At 58.9% G+C, this 17,536-nt stretch carries 18 protein-coding genes and 1 pseudogene; 15 read left to right on the top strand and 4 right to left on the bottom strand.

Translation table 11 applies throughout. The features are described 5' to 3' along the window. Window positions 1–114: 114 nt before the first annotated feature. From LC343_RS17885 to LC343_RS17860, 6 genes are all read left to right on the top strand, one after another. Complete coding sequence (locus LC343_RS17885; RefSeq protein WP_223478526.1) at window positions 115–1,092, top strand: substrate-binding domain-containing protein; 978 nt, start codon at window positions 115–117, stop codon at window positions 1,090–1,092. Between the two features lie 102 nt (window positions 1,093–1,194). Beyond that, window positions 1,195–2,163, top strand: a complete 969-nt coding sequence (locus tag LC343_RS17880; protein ID WP_223478525.1) for an ABC transporter permease — start codon at window positions 1,195–1,197, stop codon at window positions 2,161–2,163. Next, window positions 2,160–2,975 carry an ATP-binding cassette domain-containing protein gene (locus tag LC343_RS17875; protein WP_223478524.1) on the top strand — a complete coding sequence of 272 codons (816 nt, stop codon included), beginning with the start codon at window positions 2,160–2,162 and terminating at the stop codon, window positions 2,973–2,975. The genes LC343_RS17880 and LC343_RS17875 overlap by 4 nt, the downstream gene beginning before the upstream one ends. Window positions 2,976–2,978: 3 nt before the next feature. Then, window positions 2,979–3,728 (top strand): SDR family NAD(P)-dependent oxidoreductase, encoded by a 750-nt coding sequence (locus tag LC343_RS17870; RefSeq protein ID WP_223478523.1) that lies wholly within the window; start codon window positions 2,979–2,981, stop codon window positions 3,726–3,728. A 10-nt stretch (window positions 3,729–3,738) separates the two neighbouring features. Next, window positions 3,739–5,451, top strand: coding sequence for a GMC family oxidoreductase (locus LC343_RS17865; RefSeq protein ID WP_223478522.1), 1,713 nt, complete (start codon window positions 3,739–3,741; stop codon window positions 5,449–5,451). Further along, complete coding sequence (locus tag LC343_RS17860; RefSeq protein ID WP_223478521.1) at window positions 5,448–6,140, top strand: IS6 family transposase; 693 nt, start codon at window positions 5,448–5,450, stop codon at window positions 6,138–6,140. The genes LC343_RS17865 and LC343_RS17860 overlap by 4 nt, the downstream gene beginning before the upstream one ends. A gap of 325 nt (window positions 6,141–6,465) precedes the next feature. On the opposite strand, the gene LC343_RS17855 is transcribed toward LC343_RS17860, so the two are convergent. Genes LC343_RS17855 through LC343_RS17845 form a run of 3 tightly spaced genes read right to left on the bottom strand, consistent with a single transcriptional unit; the run spans window position 6,466 to window position 9,122 of the window. Further along, window positions 6,466–7,341, bottom strand: a complete 876-nt coding sequence (locus LC343_RS17855) for an ABC transporter permease (RefSeq protein ID WP_223478520.1) — start codon at window positions 7,339–7,341, stop codon at window positions 6,466–6,468. Window positions 7,342–7,350: 9 nt separating this feature from the next. After that, entirely contained in the window at window positions 7,351–8,289 is a 939-nt protein-coding gene (locus LC343_RS17850; RefSeq protein ID WP_223478519.1) for an ABC transporter permease, read from the bottom strand. Beyond that, window positions 8,289–9,122 (bottom strand): FadR/GntR family transcriptional regulator, encoded by an 834-nt coding sequence (locus LC343_RS17845; RefSeq protein WP_223478518.1) that lies wholly within the window; start codon window positions 9,120–9,122, stop codon window positions 8,289–8,291. The genes LC343_RS17850 and LC343_RS17845 overlap by 1 nt, the downstream gene beginning before the upstream one ends. Window positions 9,123–9,143: 21 nt before the next feature. On the opposite strand from LC343_RS17845, the gene LC343_RS17840 reads away from it, so the two are divergent. The 9 genes and pseudogenes from LC343_RS17840 to LC343_RS17800 form a co-directional block, all read left to right on the top strand. Further along, complete coding sequence (locus LC343_RS17840; protein WP_223478517.1) at window positions 9,144–10,661, top strand: ABC transporter substrate-binding protein; 1,518 nt, start codon at window positions 9,144–9,146, stop codon at window positions 10,659–10,661. A 66-nt stretch (window positions 10,662–10,727) separates the two neighbouring features. Further along, window positions 10,728–11,393 (top strand): RraA family protein, encoded by a 666-nt coding sequence (locus LC343_RS17835; protein WP_223478516.1) that lies wholly within the window; start codon window positions 10,728–10,730, stop codon window positions 11,391–11,393. Between the two features lie 23 nt (window positions 11,394–11,416). Then, a complete protein-coding gene (locus LC343_RS17830) occupies window positions 11,417–13,078 on the top strand; it encodes an ABC transporter ATP-binding protein (protein WP_223478515.1) in 1,662 nt (553 codons plus the stop codon). Between the two features lie 39 nt (window positions 13,079–13,117). After that, on the top strand, window positions 13,118–14,098 hold the full coding sequence (locus tag LC343_RS17825) for a mannonate dehydratase (protein WP_223478514.1): 981 nt from the start codon (window positions 13,118–13,120) through the stop codon (window positions 14,096–14,098). Further along, complete coding sequence (locus tag LC343_RS17820) at window positions 14,091–14,909, top strand: SMP-30/gluconolactonase/LRE family protein (RefSeq protein WP_223478513.1); 819 nt, start codon at window positions 14,091–14,093, stop codon at window positions 14,907–14,909. Before LC343_RS17825 ends, LC343_RS17820 begins: the two co-directional genes overlap by 8 nt. Then, complete coding sequence (locus LC343_RS17815; RefSeq protein WP_223478512.1) at window positions 14,902–15,660, top strand: SDR family NAD(P)-dependent oxidoreductase; 759 nt, start codon at window positions 14,902–14,904, stop codon at window positions 15,658–15,660. The genes LC343_RS17820 and LC343_RS17815 overlap by 8 nt, the downstream gene beginning before the upstream one ends. A 423-nt stretch (window positions 15,661–16,083) precedes the next feature. Next, a complete protein-coding gene (locus tag LC343_RS17810) occupies window positions 16,084–16,467 on the top strand; it encodes a DUF3489 domain-containing protein (RefSeq protein ID WP_223478511.1) in 384 nt (127 codons plus the stop codon). Continuing rightward, a complete protein-coding gene (locus tag LC343_RS17805) occupies window positions 16,464–16,673 on the top strand; it encodes a DUF2924 domain-containing protein (RefSeq protein ID WP_338018598.1) in 210 nt (69 codons plus the stop codon). The genes LC343_RS17810 and LC343_RS17805 overlap by 4 nt, the downstream gene beginning before the upstream one ends. Continuing rightward, window positions 16,670–17,131, top strand: a pseudogene (locus LC343_RS17800) (recombinase family protein); the annotation flags it as partial. The gene LC343_RS17805 and the pseudogene LC343_RS17800, both read left to right, overlap by 4 nt. Window positions 17,132–17,344: 213 nt before the next feature. On the opposite strand, the gene LC343_RS17795 reads toward LC343_RS17800, so the two are convergent. Further along, entirely contained in the window at window positions 17,345–17,524 is a 180-nt protein-coding gene (locus tag LC343_RS17795; protein WP_223478510.1) for a hypothetical protein, read from the bottom strand. Window positions 17,525–17,536: the final 12 nt, after the last annotated feature.

The following is a 17,536-nucleotide window of genomic DNA, read 5'->3' as shown; positions in this document are numbered from 1 at the left end:
GATTGGTTCGACGGCGAAAACGGTCTTCGCGCAAGTCGATTTGACGGGCGAAATACGAAGACATGCTTGAATGTGGCCGAGGCCACGAACGAAACTCAGAGGAGGAGTGAAAACATGAAGAAATTCACCAAACTGTGCCTTGCCGCGACGGCGGCCGTAGTCGGGCTGACGCCGGCTTTCACGGCAAACGCGCAGGAAAAGCCCAAGATCTATGTGATCGCGCCGGACAGCCGCGATCCGTTCTGGATCACGCAGCGCAATGGCGCCGAGCAGGCCGGCAAGGATTTTGACGTTAACGTCATCGTCGCTGCGCCGGAATCCCAGTCCGGTGGCGATGCCGGCATGGTGCCTTTGATCCAGGCGGCGATTGCCTCCGAGCCCGCCGGCATTGCGATCGACTTCACCTCCAAGACCATGGAAGCCGTCACGACAGCGGCGCTGGATGCCGGGGTCCCGGTCGTTCTCTACAACAACAACCGCTTCGAGGGCGAGAACGAGCCGGATGACGAACGCATCCCCGGCCTGGCCTTTGTCGGGCAAAACGAGATGTACTCGGGCGAGGTGGTGACGCGTGCGTGGCTCGCCACCGGTGCGCTGCCCGAGACGTCGTGCAAGGTGCTGATCGTCAACCCGGTCCCGACGGCTTTCGTGCTCACCCTGCGCGCCGATGGTGTTAAACGCGTTCTCGACGAGGCCGGCTATACCCACACGGATCTCTCGGCGACGCTCGATCAGGGCCAGAATATCGGTCTGATCAGCGCCGCAATGCAGAAAGACCCGGATATCTGCGGTATTGCCGGTCTTGGCGGCCCCGCGGCCAACCCGGCGGCGCGGTTCGTCTCGGACAACAATCTCGACGTACCGATCGTGACGTTCGACATCGGCGCCGAAACCGCCGCGCTGATCAAGCAGGGCAAGATCCAGATGGCAATCAATCAGCAGCCATTCCTGCAGAGCTACTACGCGGTTGCGAACCTCGCCCATCTCGCTCGATATGATCTTACGCCGGTAAATGTTGATACCGGTACGTCACTGGTGACCCAGGAAAACGTCGAGACGGTGATTTCCTGTATCGAAGCCGGGCGGTGCTGATTTCTGCTGGAGGCTCGCATCATGCGGGCCTCCATCCGCCCCACCCCATTGTCAGGAACGGTCAGCCGCTTCCTTTCAGCGACAAAAAAAGGAAAAAAATTCATGCTTAGTGGATGGCGATCGATACTCGGTGTGAAGGAAGTGACACCGGCTATCGGCCTCGCGGTCGTGGCGATCTTCTTCACGCTTCAGACTGCGAATTTCTGGTCGAGCATAAACTTGACAGCCGTCAGTAGTATTGCGGCGACAATCGGCATTGTTGGAATCGGTGTGACCGTTCTGATGATGTCCGGCGAATTCGATCTTTCTGTCGGAAAGAACTTCGCCTTTGTTCCTATCGTATGGGCGATCCTGTTCGTTTCGAACGATATGAACGAGTGGGTCGCTCTGATCATAGCGCTCTGTGTGGGCGGACTGGTGGGCGTCATCAACGGGTTCGTGACGACCTATTTTCGAATACCGTCCTTCATCGCGACACTCGGCATGTATTTCGTTCTTCAAGGCGTCAACAACCTGCTGATCAGCGGGCACCAGCTGGTCATGTTCGATCCAAGCACGTCGATGCAGCTGCTTGGAGGCAAGATCGAAGGGACGCCGTTCTTCATGCCGGTTCTCTGGCTGTTCGTCATCGCGCTTGTTTTCTGGTTCGTCACCAATCGGCATGCTTACGGAAACTGGACGCTGGCGACCGGCGGCAATCCCGGACCGGCAAAGGCGATGGGCGTTCCGACCATCCGGGTCAAGCGGATCAACTTTGTGATCAGCTCCGTCCTGGCCGGGCTCGCCGGATGCATGCAGTTCGCATATCTCAACGGTGTGACCCAGGCGCAGGGTTCGACTTACGAACTGCTCGCGATCACCGCGGCGGTGCTTGGCGGCACGTCTCTTTTCGGCGGCTCGGGTACGGTATGGGGTACGGTGATCGGAGCGTTCCTGTTGGCGTCTATCCAGATCGGCCTCGTGCTTATCGGCGCTCCTGGTTCGTTCTACGTTTCCTTCATCGGCGTGATGCTGGTCGTCGTTGTCATCGTGAATATGAAAATCGCGCGCTATTCGGGAGGCACGGCATGACGTCCGTTTCCAAAATCGAAACCGATGAACTGCATCTGCAGGGTGACGTGGATCGAAGTGTCGATCCGGTTTTTGAACTCGACCACGTCTGCCACAGCTATGGACGCAATCAGGTCATTTTCGATGTCTGTTTGTCCGTCTGGCCCGGCGAAGTTGTCGGTCTTGTCGGGGACAATGGAGCCGGGAAGTCGACGTTGCTGAAGATATTCGCCGGATATCAGCAGCCGACGAGCGGGCAACTGAAGTTTCTCGGAAAGCCGGTCGATTTCAAGACACCGGCGGATGCCCGAGCCCTGGGTATCGAGGCCGTCTACCAGGATCTCGCGATCGTCGATCAGCTTAACCTCTGGCAGAACTTTTACCTGGGCAAGGAACTGACGAAGAAAGTCGGTCCGGTCAACGTTCTCGACCGCAAGGAAATGCGCCGCAAGACGCTTTCCGCTTTGTCGGAGCTTGGATTGACCCGCATCCGGTCGGCCGACGAACCGGTATGGGCGCTATCGGGCGGCGAGAGGCAATCGGTGGCCATTACGCGTGCCAATCATTTTGGAGCAAAGCTGTTGCTCCTGGATGAGCCGACGGCAGCGCTTTCGGTGCGGGAAACGAGAAATGTTCTTTCCTCGATCCGGGAAGCGCGGAATCAGGGTCTTGGCGTCATGTATATCGACCACAATATGAGCCATGTGATCCCGGTTGCGGACCGTATTGTCTTGCTCGAGCATGGACGCATCGTACGCATCATTGATCGTGGCGATGTCAGCGTGGAAGAACTCCAGGATCTGATCGCCCAAAAACCGAACCTGGAAAAGTAACCGATGGACCTCGGTCTGACGGATAAGGTCGTGGTCGTCACGGGTGCGGCGCGGGGCGTCGGTCTGGCCGCGGCGAAACTGTTTCACGCTGAAGGCGCACGCGTCTTCAGCGTGGATCGCTCCTTCGATGACGACTATCCCCTGGCCAACGCCAACCGCGATAGGCATCGATACGCGACCGTTGATGTCTCGACGGAAGCGGGCGCGACGTCTGTCGTCCGTCTGGCCCGCGAAGCATTCGGTACAGTCGACATCATCGTTCTGAATGCCGCACGCCATTCGGCGCAGTCCGTGGCCAGCCTGACTGCGGATGAACTGGATCTCACCTACCGGACGAATTTGCTCGGTGCCGCCTTCGCACTGCGGGAGTTCGCGACCGCATTGCCGGCAGGAGGAGCAGTGGTCGTGGTTGGGTCGACGGCGACAAAGAGTGTGCAGAAGAACGAGTTTGCCTACAGGTCCTCGAAGTTCGGTCTGCGCGCCTTGACGGAATCGGCGGCGGTTGAATTCGCGCATGCGGATGTGCGGGTGAACATGGTGACGCCGGGCGCGATCCAGACGGGTTTTGCGAAGTACGGTCCAGGGGTGCTCGAACGGCTGACCGATGAAATCCCGCTAGGCCGAACCGCAACCCCGGAAGAGGTCGCCACCTGCATCGCCTTCGTGGCCTCGCCGGCCTGCGGCTACATGACCGGCTCGGAACTCCTTGTCGACGGCGGTCTCTCGATGCGCTCGCTTCGCCTGGGCGACTGAGGGAAACGTCGTGGAGGAATTCGATCACATCGTGATCGGCGGTGGCGCGTCGGGATGCGCTGCGGCAGCCGGACTCGTCAGGGACGGCGGCCGGCGTGTGCTGCTGCTCGAGGCGGGCTGGTCGAACCGCCACCCGCTGCTCGATCTGGCGCCGGGTGTCTACAAGCTGACCGACGGTAGTCGCTACATGACCTACCACCGCACGGAGGCGCAGGATCATCTGCATGGTCGCGTTCAGGACATCCCGCAGGCGAATGTTCTGGGAGGCGGTTCCAGTGTCAATGCCCAGGTCTACATGCGCGGTCGCCCCGCCGATTACGATGAGTGGGACAATTACGCGGGCGGGCCCGCTTCCGGAACAAGATGGCGCTGGCAGGACGTGCTGCCCCATTTTCGAGCAATGGAAGGCAATAACCGCTTCAGCAACGATCTGCACGGCGCTCATGGGCCGTTGCTCGTGTCAGACCCGCCGCATATCGACAAGACGGCGCGTTGGTTCCTGCAATCCATGCAAGAACTCGGTCTGCCCTTTAATCCGGATTTCAACGGTACGGCCCAGTACGGCACCGGCTTCTATCAATTCACAAATCGGGCCGGCAAACGCTGCAGCGCCGCGCATGCCTTCGTGGAGCCGTTGCGTGACGATACGCGGCTCACGGTACGCTTGGGCGCAACGGTTGAACGCATCGAGTTTTCGGGTCGCAAAGCGATCGGTGTGACCTATGTCGATCGTTCCGGAACCCGCCACGCAGCCGGTTCTTCCTCCGATGTAATCCTTGCTGCGGGCGCGCTGCAAACGCCAAAAATCCTCATGTTGTCGGGTCTCGGTCCTGCCGCGCAATTACGCCGACATGGTATTGGCGTGCTGGCCGATCTGCCTGGCGTCGGTGCCAATCTGGCCGACCATCCCGAGGTGCCGATAATCGGCTTGTTCGACGGCCCCCACGGCTATTTCCGCCAGGGCGAAGGCTGGCGCATGCTGAAGAACGGCTTGCAGTACCTGCTTTTCGGTTCGGGACCGATCAACTCGACGGGTTTCGAGGCCGGAGCCTTCTTCAATCCGGACGGAGAAGAAGAGCTTCCGTCAATCCAGGCGTATTGTGTTCCGATCGTTTACCTGGACCGCGATCTGCAGCGGTCTTTCAGCAAGACATACGGCGTCACCATCAGCACGGTTCTGCTGAAGCCCCGTTCGCGCGGTTTCGTCACACTCCGTTCGGAGAATCCTCACGACCTGCCGAGGGTCTCGCCACAACTCCTGCAGGACGAAGCAGACATTCACGATATGGCAAAAGGCATCCGTTTTCTGAGACGGGTACTTCAGACAGGGCCACTTGGTGCGCACGTATCCAGGATACTGGCGCCTTCCGACGAAGACCTGTCCGATGCCGCGCTGGCCGAACACTGTCGGCGTTTCGTGAAGACCAACTACCATCCGAGCGGCACGGCGCGTATCGGATCGGCGAACGACGACGATGCGGTACTGGATTCGGAATTGCGCTGTCGTGGCGTCGATGGTCTTCGTGTCTGCGACATGTCCGCCGCGCCGACCATCGTCGCCGGCAATACCTCCGCGCCAGCCATGATGCTGGGCAGTCGCTGCGCTTCTCTGATCCTGAGAGATCAGGCGACAACCGCGATGTGCCTCGTGGATGCTGGCGTACGGCATTGTCACGTTAATCCGCTGACGCCGTCGTCGCCGGCTGCTACGGTCGCGCCATGAGCACGATCAGCTACCGACGCTATAGGTTTCCATCTGCAATCATCCAGCACACCGTCTGGCTGTACTACCGGTTCCCGCTCAGCCTCCGTGACGTTGAGGGCCTGCTCGCCGAGCGCGGGATCGACGTTTCCTATGAAACCATCCGGCGGTGGACTCACAAGTTTGGCCCTGCCTATGCCAATCGAATTCGCATGCGTCGTACGCGCCCCTCGCGGCGGTGGCATCTGGACGAGGTTTTCCTGCGGATCGACGGGAAGGTTCACTACCTGTGGCGCGCTGTAGGCGACGAGGGTGAGGTGCTCGACGTCCTCGTCCAGTCAAAACGCGACCGTAAAGCAGCGCTCAAACTCATGCGAAAGCTGTTGAAGCGGCAGGGGTCCGTACCAAATGCCATCATGACCGATTGGCTACGGTCGTACGGTGTGGCACTTCGGAAACTTGGCCTCGACCGCCGCCACGAGATGGGTGGCCGTATGAATAATTGCGCTGAGATTTCGCACCAACCGGCGCGACAGCGAGAACGCCAACGACGGCGCTTCAGATCGCCTGGTTCAGCGCAGAAGTTCCTCTCCACTCACGCCGCTGTCTACAACCAGTTCAAAATCCAGCGTCACCTGGTTTCCCGCCGAACAATGAAAAACTTCCGGGCAGAAGCCTTCGTCAAATGGCGTCAAATAGTGGCCGCGTGACAGAGACGTCGCGACCGGCCAAATGAATGGCCCGGCTGGGATAACGTGACAATACCGTTGGCCGACTTCGGATAAAGCCGATGAGCGTTATGAGTCAGAAGCGGACCATCCGCTTTAAAATCCGGACGTCCGCTATGGGGCACATCCGAACACCGTGTGGAGTATCGGAACGCTTGTTATCCCACATTGCATCGGACAGAGGTTGAATGCCCAATTTGGAGCTGTTTGTGGAATGGTTATCTTCGAGGGTGTCCGATGTTGCGCTCGCTAAGATTTAAGGCAGGTACTGCATCCAAACTTGCCTGGAAGTGCTCCCCCTTTTCATTCAGCTTGTGTGACGAGGATCGAGCACGTCTCGCAGTGCATCACCAAAGAGGTTGAAACCAAGCACAGTGAGAAAGATCGCGAGGCCCGGAAAAAAGCTCAACCACCACGAGGTCCAGTAATTCATACCGATTGCGACCATGTAGCCCCAGCTCGGGGTCGGTGGCTGGACCCCAAGCCCCAGAAAGGACAACCCCGATTCTGTGATAAGCGCAGAGGATGCTGTGAGCGACGCGAAGACGATCACATTCGGCATGATGTTCGGTGCGATATGGAGGAACATGATGCGCGCTCGGGAGGCTCCCAGCACCTGCGCCGCCCTTACGTAATCCAGTTCGCGCACGACGAGTACCGAGCCGCGAGCAAGGCGCGCAAAGCTGGGGATACTGACGACAGCAATGGCAACGAGAGCGTTGATCAGGCTTGGCCCCAGGATCGCAACAATCGCTAGTGCAAGCACAAGCGTTGGAAACGCCAGGACAGCATCCATCACCCGCATCGCCACGATGTCCGTCCTGCCGCCGAAGTACCCCGATACGAGCCCGATCAGCGTGCCGACCATAAGGGACAGGCCAACGGAAATCACAACGATGAAGAAGGCGATCCGCGCGCCGTAAACGGTTCTGCTGTAGACGCTTCTGCCAATCTCATCGGTACCGAATACGTATTCGGCTGACGGCGGCTGCAGTATCGCGGAGTAATCGATCTCTGCTGGCCCCACAGTCGTGATCATCGGCGCGAACACCGCCGCAAGACCGACCAGGAGCAGGATCGTCGCCCCAATGATGCCCATGGGATGGATCGCAAGCGAACGCAACGCGGTTACGGCCTGTGAAGGGGACCGGACCGCTGCAACGTGGTTTTCCGATACCGACATTCCGTCCTCCTACAGTTTCACGCGCGGGTCGAGCCACGCATAGAGGAGGTCAGTCAGCAGGTTGATTGCGACTACGCACAGGACAATTGTCAGAATGGCGCCCTGTACAACCGCCAAATCGCGATTGAATATCCCATCGACCACCAAACGGCCGAGCCCCGGAATCGAGAAGATCGTCTCGGTAACGACCGCACCGCCCATCAATGTGCCGAACTGCAAACCGACTACGGTCACAATCGGGTTCAGGGCGTTGCGAAGCGCGTGACGAAGCACGGTGAGTGTTTCGGATTGTCCCTTCGCTCGTGCGGTTCGCACGTAATCCTGGGAGAGGGCCTCGAGCATTGCTGTCCTCGTCTGCCGCATAACCAAGGCGGCCATCGCGGTCCCGACCGTCAGGACTGGAAGAATCATCAAACGCAGATTTTGCAGCGGATCCTCAAAGAACGGAACGTGACCCGACGGAGGTATCCAGCCAAGCCTGATCGAAAAGAACAGGATCAGCAGGATCCCCAGCCAGAAATACGGCACGGCGAGCGAGGAGAGCCCGAGGATGCCGATACCAAGATCGACCGCGCCACCACGCCATCTCGCGGCGATCACTCCAAGCGGGATTCCGGCAAAAATCGCGAGCACGATCGACAAGAATGTCAATTGCAAGGTAACCGGCACCCGCTCGGCCAGGATTGCCGCAACGGGTTCCTGCGTTCGCAGGGACGTCCCGAGATCGCCGCCAAGCGCTTCGCCTGCCCACCTGAGATAGCGCAGTGGAAGCGGGTCATTGAGGCCCAGTGTCTCGCGCAATTGTTCACGCTGCTGCACGGTCGCGTTTTCGCCCAGAATGGTAATTGTGGGGTCGCCTGGCAGCAGAGCGCCTATTGCGAAGACGATAAAACTGGAGAGCACCAGGACGGTGCCCAGCTGGATTGCTTTTCCGCCAAGCCGTTTCATTAGTCGTTGCCCTTGCGATCCTGCGCAACGAGAGAGATCGCAACCGGAACCGATGCATCGAAATGGATCTGCATTGCGGCCTGAGCGGCGGTTGCGTCACGATTTCCGATCGCCTCCGCGATCGCGACATGCCGTTCGAGCGTCTTCTGTGCATCTCGCATCTGCTTCTGGCCGTGCAGCATCGAAATGGATTGCTGCATGATTGGCCGCATCGCTTCGACCATAAAAGACATCAGCGTGTTGCCGGTCATCGCTGCGATATGGGCGTGAAACGCAAGATCCCAGGCCACCCATGTGTCATGCTCGGCTGCCGCCGCCTGCATCCGCGTCATCATTTGCTTCAGTTCAGCGAACTGCTGCTCGGTCCCGTTCTCCGCCGCCAATCCGGCGGCGCTGACCTCGATTGCCCTGCGGAATTCGATGATCTCGGCAATGCCGCGGTCTAACGACCCGACCGCCAGGCGGAGGAAGAACTGAAGCGGCTCTGCCGAGATACGGCGAATGGATGAGCCTCTTCCGTGCACGATCTCGATTACGCCCATCATCTCCAGTTTGCGCATTGCTTCCCGGACGGTGGGTTTGGAAACCTTGAAACGGGCAGCAAGCTCACTCTCGGGCGGCAACATGTCTCCGGCGACAAGCTGCCCCTCGGAAATCAAGTCAGCCAGCCGGTTGAGTACGGCGTTCGAGCGCGAACCCTGATGCTGATCGAGGGGCAGTGAAAACATGGTGTGATCTTCAAATGTCATATGGCTGGGTCCTCCCGTCGAATAGATATCTGATATCTGGTCTCTTGCCAAGACCCGTAAGATCAGATATCCGATATCTGTCAAATTCAAATCCGGGAGGAAAAAATGATTAGAGCTATTGCATTTGGCTTGGCGCTTGCGGTCGGGATATCACCGGCCGCGTGGGCGCAACCGCTGCAGGGAGGCGAACTTGTTGCAGCCTCGGATCTGGAGCCGGTCAGCCTCGATCCGATATTCGGCAACGCACCGTCGATCGACGGAAATTACTACAATCTCTTCTACGACAATCTTTTTTACCTCGACGCCGACTCGGTCATGCAGCCCGAACTGGCCACTTCCTGGACCATCGCTGAAGACGGCTCCTCCATGACGTTTCAATTGCGCGAGGGTGTCACGTTCCACGATGGGACGCCCTTCAACGCAGCCGCGGTTGAATACTCCATCGAAAGGGCGATCGATCCCGCCCTCAACGCGCCGCATAGCACCGATATCTCGGCCGTCAGCTCCGTGGATGTGTTGTCCGAGTACGAGGTGCGCATCAATTTCGACGGGTTCAACGGAGCGGTAATTCCGGGCCTTGCCAACGAGGCCGGAATGATCGTGTCGCCGACCGCAGCCCAAAAGGAAGGGTTCTCGCGCCATCCGGTCGGTACAGGCCCGTTTCGTTTCGTCGATTGGCGCAGTGGCGACCGTGTCGTCGCTGAACGCAACCCGGATTATTGGCGAAATGACAACAAGGGCGACGCGCTTCCGTATCTGGATAACGTTACCATCCGGATCATCCCCAACACAGCTGTGAAGATCCTCGAAGCGCGGTCCGGTGAGGTCCAGCTTGTCGATACCGTTCAGGTGCAGGACTTTCCCGCCATCGAAGCGGCCGAGGGAATCGAGCTGATCAAAAAGCCGACCGGCATACACCAGTTTCTGGCCTTCAATACCTCAAAGTCGCCCTTCGACAATGTCGAGTTGCGCCGCGCTGTGCTGATGGCGATCGACCGCGCAGCTATCGAAAAGGTCGTATCGAAAGGCTACGGCACGCTCACCCCGACGCTCGTGCCACCGTCGGAGTTCATCTATGACGACAGCCTTGAGCCGACGCCGTTCGATCTGGATTCCGCGATTGCAGCGCGTAAGGCGCTTGGCTTCAACGAGACGATTACGATTTCCGTCATCCAGCGCGACCCCGACACCCAGATTGCACAGATCATCCAGGCGATGCTCGGTCAGGCGGGATACGACGTAAAAGTCGAAATTATGGAGCGCGGCGCGTGGGTCGAGAACGTACGAGCCGCCAACCACGAGATCGGTCTGCTGCGGATCAACGTTCCGCGCATCGATCCCAGCATGATCTTCACGTCGCTCATGGGGCGGAACGCGGGGCTGAATTTCGCGGCCTTTCACGATGAGGGATTCTATGACCTGATCGATGCGGCGGACGCTGCCGTTGATCGTGAGGTGCGCAGGGAGCTGTACATCGATGTTCAGAAGTTCCTTCTGGATCAGGCTGTCTACGGGTTCCTTTTCCTTCGACCGATCCGCGATGTTGCAGCAACGAATCTGGAAGGTTTGCGCCGCGAAGCATCGGGAACCTGGTTGTTGGATGAGGTCTACTTCTCCGAATAACGCCCTCCTTGAAATGCCGGGCGCTCGTCAGGGGGCCCGGCCCACCCAAATCTGGAGAACAGACCCATGGAAATGCTTGATATCTGTGAACGCTATCGCAAGCTCTATACGGGCGTCGTCTACGATGTCCTGGAAGAGCTCGGGCATCCGTATCAGGTGCTTTCGAACGACCTGCGCCCGCTGCGCCCGGAAATGGTCGTCGCCGGCCCCGCGTTCACAATCAAGGGTATTTCGGATCCTACAGGCGATCCCGATCTGCTCGAAAAACGGATCCGATTGTTCAAGCAGATGAGCCATCCGTGTATCGACGTGCGCGACTGCGGCTTCGACACGCGTGCCGCGCATTACGGTGAGATGAACCTCACGCTTGGCATGAAACACGGGGTGACCGGTGCCGTAATCGACGGTGGCATCCGCGATACCCGCCACATGCTTGCGATGAATGTGCCGATCTTCGCGCGCTACTTCACGCCCGTCGAAGCAAAAATGCGTTGGTCCTACTACGCTTGGGATCTGCCGGTAACGTTGCGTGGCGCACTGACATCGACAGTTGTCGTCCACCCCGGCGATTTCATGTTCGGCGATATCGACGGTATCATTGTCGTGCCGAAAGAGTTGACCGAGGAAGTGTTGCGAAAGTCCGAGGAACTCGTCTCGAAAGAGGATAAGGCCCGCGAGGAGTACAAATCCGAGGATGTGGAAGAAGTCTATCGCCGCCACGGCCGGCTTTGAGCCGTGTGCCGAAAGCAGAAATCATGATCGGACGTGACAATGCATCGGCGGAAACGACGCGGGCCGGTCAGCTCCTCTCGGTCTCGGATCTGACCGTTCGCCTGGGACCGCGAGGCATGGCGCTTGTAGAAAACGTCTCTTTCGATGTTGCCCGCGGCGAGACTCTCGCCATCGTCGGAGAATCCGGCAGTGGCAAGTCGCTGACCAGTCTGGCGCTAATGGGGTTGCTGCCCAAAGCTCTCCACGTGTCGCCGGAAAGCCGTGTGTCAATCCACGATGGTGGGCGGCAAAGGTCGTTGTTGTCACTGACGAACCGCGAAATGCGACGCATCCGGGGCGCCGAGATCGGCATGATATTCCAGGAGCCGATGACCTCGCTTAATCCGCTTTTTACGATCGGCAATCAGATCGAGGAAAGCCTCTCGCTGCATACCGACCTGCGCGCAGCTGAGCGGAAGGAAGAAGTCATCGCGCTGCTTGAGCGTGTGGGTATTCGCGAACCCGAGGCGAGGGTGCATGCCTATCCGCATGAATTGTCGGGTGGTATGCGGCAACGTACGATGATTGCCATGGCGCTCGCGGGAAGACCACGTCTGTTGATTGCAGACGAGCCAACGACCGCTCTCGACGTCACGATTCAGGCGCAGATTCTCGACCTGTTGCGCGACCTCCGGAATGATCTCGGAATGGCGATGATCTTCGTCACTCACGATCTGGGAGTTGTATCCGAGATTGCCGACAGGGCCTTGGTCATGCAGTCGGGTGAAGTGGTCGAAGCCGGGAAGGTTCACCAAATCCTGACCGCGCCGAAACACCCATATACAAGGGCACTGATAGCTGCGGTGCCGTCGCTTGACCGCGAGCTCCGCAAGCAGAAGCGTCCGTCCCCCCTTGCAGACCCTCTGGTCTCGATCCGTGACACGCGCAAAACCTACACATTGCCCGAGGGGCAGATCGTTCGTGCCCTGAACGGTGTATCGCTCCAGATCGAGCGCGGAGAGGTTCTCGGCATCGTGGGCGAATCCGGTTCGGGCAAAAGCACGGTGGCAAAGATTCTGGTCGGGCTGGAGACCGCCGATAGTGGCGATATTCAATTCGAGGGCCATCCGCTGAGCTATGACGGCAATGACCGGCTGTCGATGCGACGGGCTATTCAAATGATCTTTCAGGATCCCTTCGCCGCGCTCAATCCACGCTGGCGCATAGACCGGATCCTGACCGAGCCGATGATTATCCACGGTCTGAACGGGGATCGTTCCGGTCGTCGGCGCGCCGCTGCCGCATTGCTGGAGAGAGTAGGGATGCCACCTGCTGCACTCGATCGGTTTCCGCACGAGTTTTCAGGCGGACAACGTCAACGCCTGTCGATCGCCCGCTCTCTTGCCGTGCAACCGAGGCTTCTGATTGCCGACGAGTCTGTCTCGGCCCTCGACGTCACGGTTCAGGCTCAGGTGCTTGCCCTTCTGGCCCAGGTCAAGGCGGACATGGGGATGACGATAGTCTTCATCGCGCACGATCTTGCTGTTGTGAGGGGCATTTGCGATCGGGTCGGTGTCATGCGGCACGGCGAGCTGGTCGAACTGGGACCGGTTGCCGAAATTTTCGCCCGTCCGACGCATGACTACACGCGCAATCTCATAGCTGCCGTGCCGAGGATGCCAATGCTCGCGGCGACGGCAAGCTGAATCGCCTTCCCAAAAGGACTTCCGGATTTGCAACTTTGCATGATGATCCCACCGACCGAGGACCGCCGCTGGACAGTGGCGCGTCAGATGGGCGTTCGGTTCGCGATAGCCAAGCTTGCGCCCGAATTGACCGGCAAGGCCCCGCCATGGGACTACGACGCTCTGGCATCCGAGGTGAAACGATACCAGGCTGGGGGATTCAAAATCATCGGACTGGAAGGCGACCAGTTCGACATGTCCAGGATCAAGTTGGGACTTCCGGGACGCGACGAAGATATCGCGCGTTATTGCGATATGCTTGCCAATATGGGGCGGCTCGGAATCGGACTCCTATGCTTCAACTTCATGGCGTATTTTGGCTGGTTCCGCACGAGAACGGGGCTCGCGGGACGCGGCGGCGCTCTGGTCAGCGATTTCGATGCCGAACGCGCTGAGGCACTCGGTCTCACGGAAATTGGTACGATCTCGCAAGACGCTATTTGGGACAACTACAAATACTTTATCCGCAGGGTAGCACCTGCCGCCGAGAAGGCCGGCGTGCGCATGGCGCTGCATCCCGACGACCCGCCCGTGCCCAGCCTGCGTGGCGTGGGGCGCATCTTCACAAGCGTTGCTGCATTGGAGCGTGGGTTGGACGTCGTCGACAGCTCGGCACTTGGTATTACTTTCTGCCAGGGCACGCTTCAGACGGCCGGCGAAGATGTCGTTGCCGCGGCACATAGGCTGGGGCGCGACCGGATTGCATTCGTACATATTCGAGATGTTCGAGGTACGGCAGAACGTTTTACCGAGACGTTTCCTGACGAGGGTGAAATCGATATGCCTGCTGCCTTTGCTGCGTATCGCGATCTGGGCCTGACTTGTCCTATCCGTCCAGACCACGCACCCGCTATGGACGGAGATTATGTCGCTACGGACCGTGTTGACGGGATCAACGTTGGATATGAAGCGAACGGAATGATTTTCACAGTGGGATACATGAAGGGCCTTTTGCAGGCGTATGGATGGCGCGATGTTTGAGCTGCGCATTCTGCTAAACGGTCTGAAGTTCCCGGAGGGGCCATGTTTTGCGTCCGATGGAATACTTTGGTGGGTCGAGGTTGACGGTGGACGAATCGGCTGCCTTCGACCGGATGGGCCGAAATTCTTCGAGATCGGCGGCCGGCCAAACGGTGCTGCTTTCGATGGCTGCGGCGTGTTGTGGATAGCCGATCAGGGACGAAATGAAGTCAGGCGGTTTGATACCGCAAGCGGCGTGGCGTCCACTGTTGCCGGCGACGTTGACGGCGCGGCATTGGGAATGCCGAACGATCTCTGCTTCGACTTAGCAGGGAACCTAGTCTTTACCTGTTCAAACAATGCCCGCACCGAACCTGTTGGGTATGTCTGCCGTTTGACCCCGAATGGCGATGTCGCAAAGATCTCTGACGGATTGATGTTTCCAAACGGCATTGCGATCGCTCCAGACGGAGCATTGGTCATCGCCGAGACCTACAGACAGCGCCTTCTACGCGTCCCCTATGGGAAAACGGTCGGGAAGCTCGACACCTTCGCCGCGACTGGCGGACCTGTTGGCCCTGACGGTATTGCCTTTGCCAGCGACGGCTCGCTTTTCGTCGCGAATTTCGGCCAGGGTAGCGTCACCCACCACGCTGATGATGGCTCGCTGATCGCCACTCTACAACTTCCCGGCGCAAAACCCACGAATGTGGCACTCGATCCCTCGGGTACCCTGGGGCTCGTCGTGACCGAAGCCGAAACCGGCGCGCTCTATTCTGCCACTACGAATCGACGACCTTGGTTTCCAGGAAAGCCTCCGACGAATGTTTGATCTAGGCGGAAAACGAGCGCTCGTAACGGGTTCAAGCCGCGGTATTGGACGCGAAATCGCGCTTTCTCTTGCCAGGCAAGGCGCGGATGTCTGTATCCACTATTTAGGGGACCGCAACGAGGCCGAAGCAGTCGTCACGCTCATCCATGCAGCGGGGCGGAGCGCATGCGTGGCAGAAGGAGATCTGACAGACACCGACGCACCGCGATCCATCGTCGCGGCTGCCGTCCAGGGCCTTGGAGCGCCAATCGACATTCTCGTCGTAAACGCCGCTTTACAGGTGCCGCAATCGTTGGCGGATATCGATCCAGAATCCGCACGACGGCAGTTCGATGCGAATTTGATGGGAACCGTCGGGCTGATCCAAAACGTGGTGCCGGACATGAAACAGGCGGGTTCTGGCCGGATCATCCATATCGGCTCGGTCCAGCAATGGCGGCCGCATCCTGATATGACTATTTATGCTGCCTTGAAGTCCGGCATTGAGAACATGATGCGAAATTTTGCTGTCCAGCTGGCGCCGCACGGTATCACCGTCAATACCGTTTCGCCGGGCGTAATCGAGACAGAACGAAACCGGCGCACATTAACCGATCCCGCATATCGAGCCCGTGTAAGAGAGCGGATCCCGATCGGCCGTATAGGGAAACCCGAAGACTGCGCCGGTGTCGTAGCAATGTTGTGCAGCATCTCGGGCGACTACATCACGGGTGCTAATATCCCGGTGGATGGCGGGATGAGCCTCGATTAAACTGATGCATCACGCATCGCTAGGCCTGCCTCACTTACAGTGCTGAAGCTGGTAACGCGAACGGCGGATGCCGCTGTTATGGTCATTGTCGAGCCTTCGGGTAAATTCGCCATCAAGCTCGTTGCAGATTGCCATTGCGTAGTGACACGGTCAGTCGAAGAGTAGCTAAAGTGTCTGACGCAAATAAGCGGTCCGTTGAACGGAACACGTACCGCCTCGTCGCGCACCCGCTCGCAATTCGCCGACATATTCGATCCGCACAGAAAGTCTCCTTTTGAGCGTTTACCCGCTCGACTTCGTCGGCAAAGGAAGCGGTAGTGTTGGCAGGTCAAGCTGCGCTTATCGGCTAACCTTGCCCGCACCGCGGGCTTCACTCAGTGGGAAGTCGGATAATCCGGCTTCTAGAACTGAGTGGAGAACAGCATGAACACCCAAAACATCGAAAATGACGGCGATAGCGCCACGGCTGTAGAGGCCGAAATCCACGCGATCAAGAAGTCTGCCACCAAGCGTAAACCGCGTGCAGCCCCCAAACCGAAGTCAGCCGGCACCGGCAAGCGGGCTGCGAAGAGCAAGAAGGACCAGCTGGCCGCTTTGCTGTCGAAGCCGAACGGCGTGCGCATTTCGGTGATCGTCGAACGTCTCGGCTGGCAGGCGCACACGGTGCGTGCGGCACTGTCGGGCCTGCGCAAGCAGGGCGTCGACGTTGCCACGTCGAAAGCGCCGAAGACCGGCGAGACCGTCTATGTGATCGTCGCTTCGCCGAGCGTGGAGGGTGGGCAGGCAGGCGATGGGGCGGCATCGTGAACTCGGCTCTGCCGGCCTCGTCCCTGACGCTGCGGCCGGGCACACACCTCGTCTGCGAATGGAACGGCCGCTCATACCAGGTCGAGGTGCTGGACGATGGCTTCCAGATGGACGGCAAGAGCTACCGCTCGCTGAGCGCAATCGCCCGCAAGATCACCGGCGCCCACTGGTCGGGGCTGCGCTTCTTCGGACTGGATGCGTCATGAAGAATATCCGCTGCGCCATCTATACGAGGAAGTCCTCGGAGGAGGGGCTGGATCAGGAGTTCAACTCGCTGCATGCCCAGCGCGAAGCCTATCTCTCTTACATTGCCAGCCAGAAACATGAAGGTTGGGCGCTACTGCCGGATCACTATGACGATGGCGGCATCTCCGGCGGTACGCTTGAACGGGCGGGTCTACAGCGACTGCTGCGCGATGTCGATGAAGGCCTGGTCGACCAGATCGTCGTCTACAAGATCGACCGACTGACACGATCGCTTGCCGACTTCGCCAAGCTGGTCGAGCGGCTGGATGCGGCGGAAGCCTCGTTCGTGTCGGTGACGCAGTCCTTCAATACGTCAACCAGTATTGGGCGGCTGACGCTGAATGTCCGTATGTCCTTCGCCCAGTTCGAGCGCGAGGTCACCGCGCATGCGGCCGACAAGGCAGCCACCAAACGCAAACTGCGCGCCGCCACCAAATCGACGCGAGCCGGCACTGGCAAGCCGGGCGATAACTATCAACATGGACCACTCGGGTAGGGCTCGTCAGAGCCAAATGTTACCCGCGCTCCAGATGGCGTGTGATACTCAACAATCCACTTCGCGGCGCTACTTGGGAAACTCGCCGAGGTGTGTGGGTACTGATCGAAACAAATATGGGGTTTGGAAAGGAAGCTAACCGAGCCAACTCATGACGACCGGCACCGCCGCTATCACTGCCGCGAGAGCGGCTATAGCCGTCAACACAACCGTCAACTTGGTCGTCTTGGCGTTGGCTTTTTCAATGCGTTCAATGGTCCGTTCTAGCTCCTTAGTCGCCTTCGAACCGGACCATTCGTCCAGTGGGATATTCATCCGCATCCTCCA

Origin of the sequence: Oricola indica, from assembly GCF_019966595.1 — a bacterium.
Taxonomy (GTDB): Bacteria; Pseudomonadota; Alphaproteobacteria; order Rhizobiales; family Rhizobiaceae; genus Oricola; species Oricola indica.
This window is presented reverse-complemented; position numbering and strand designations above follow the sequence as displayed.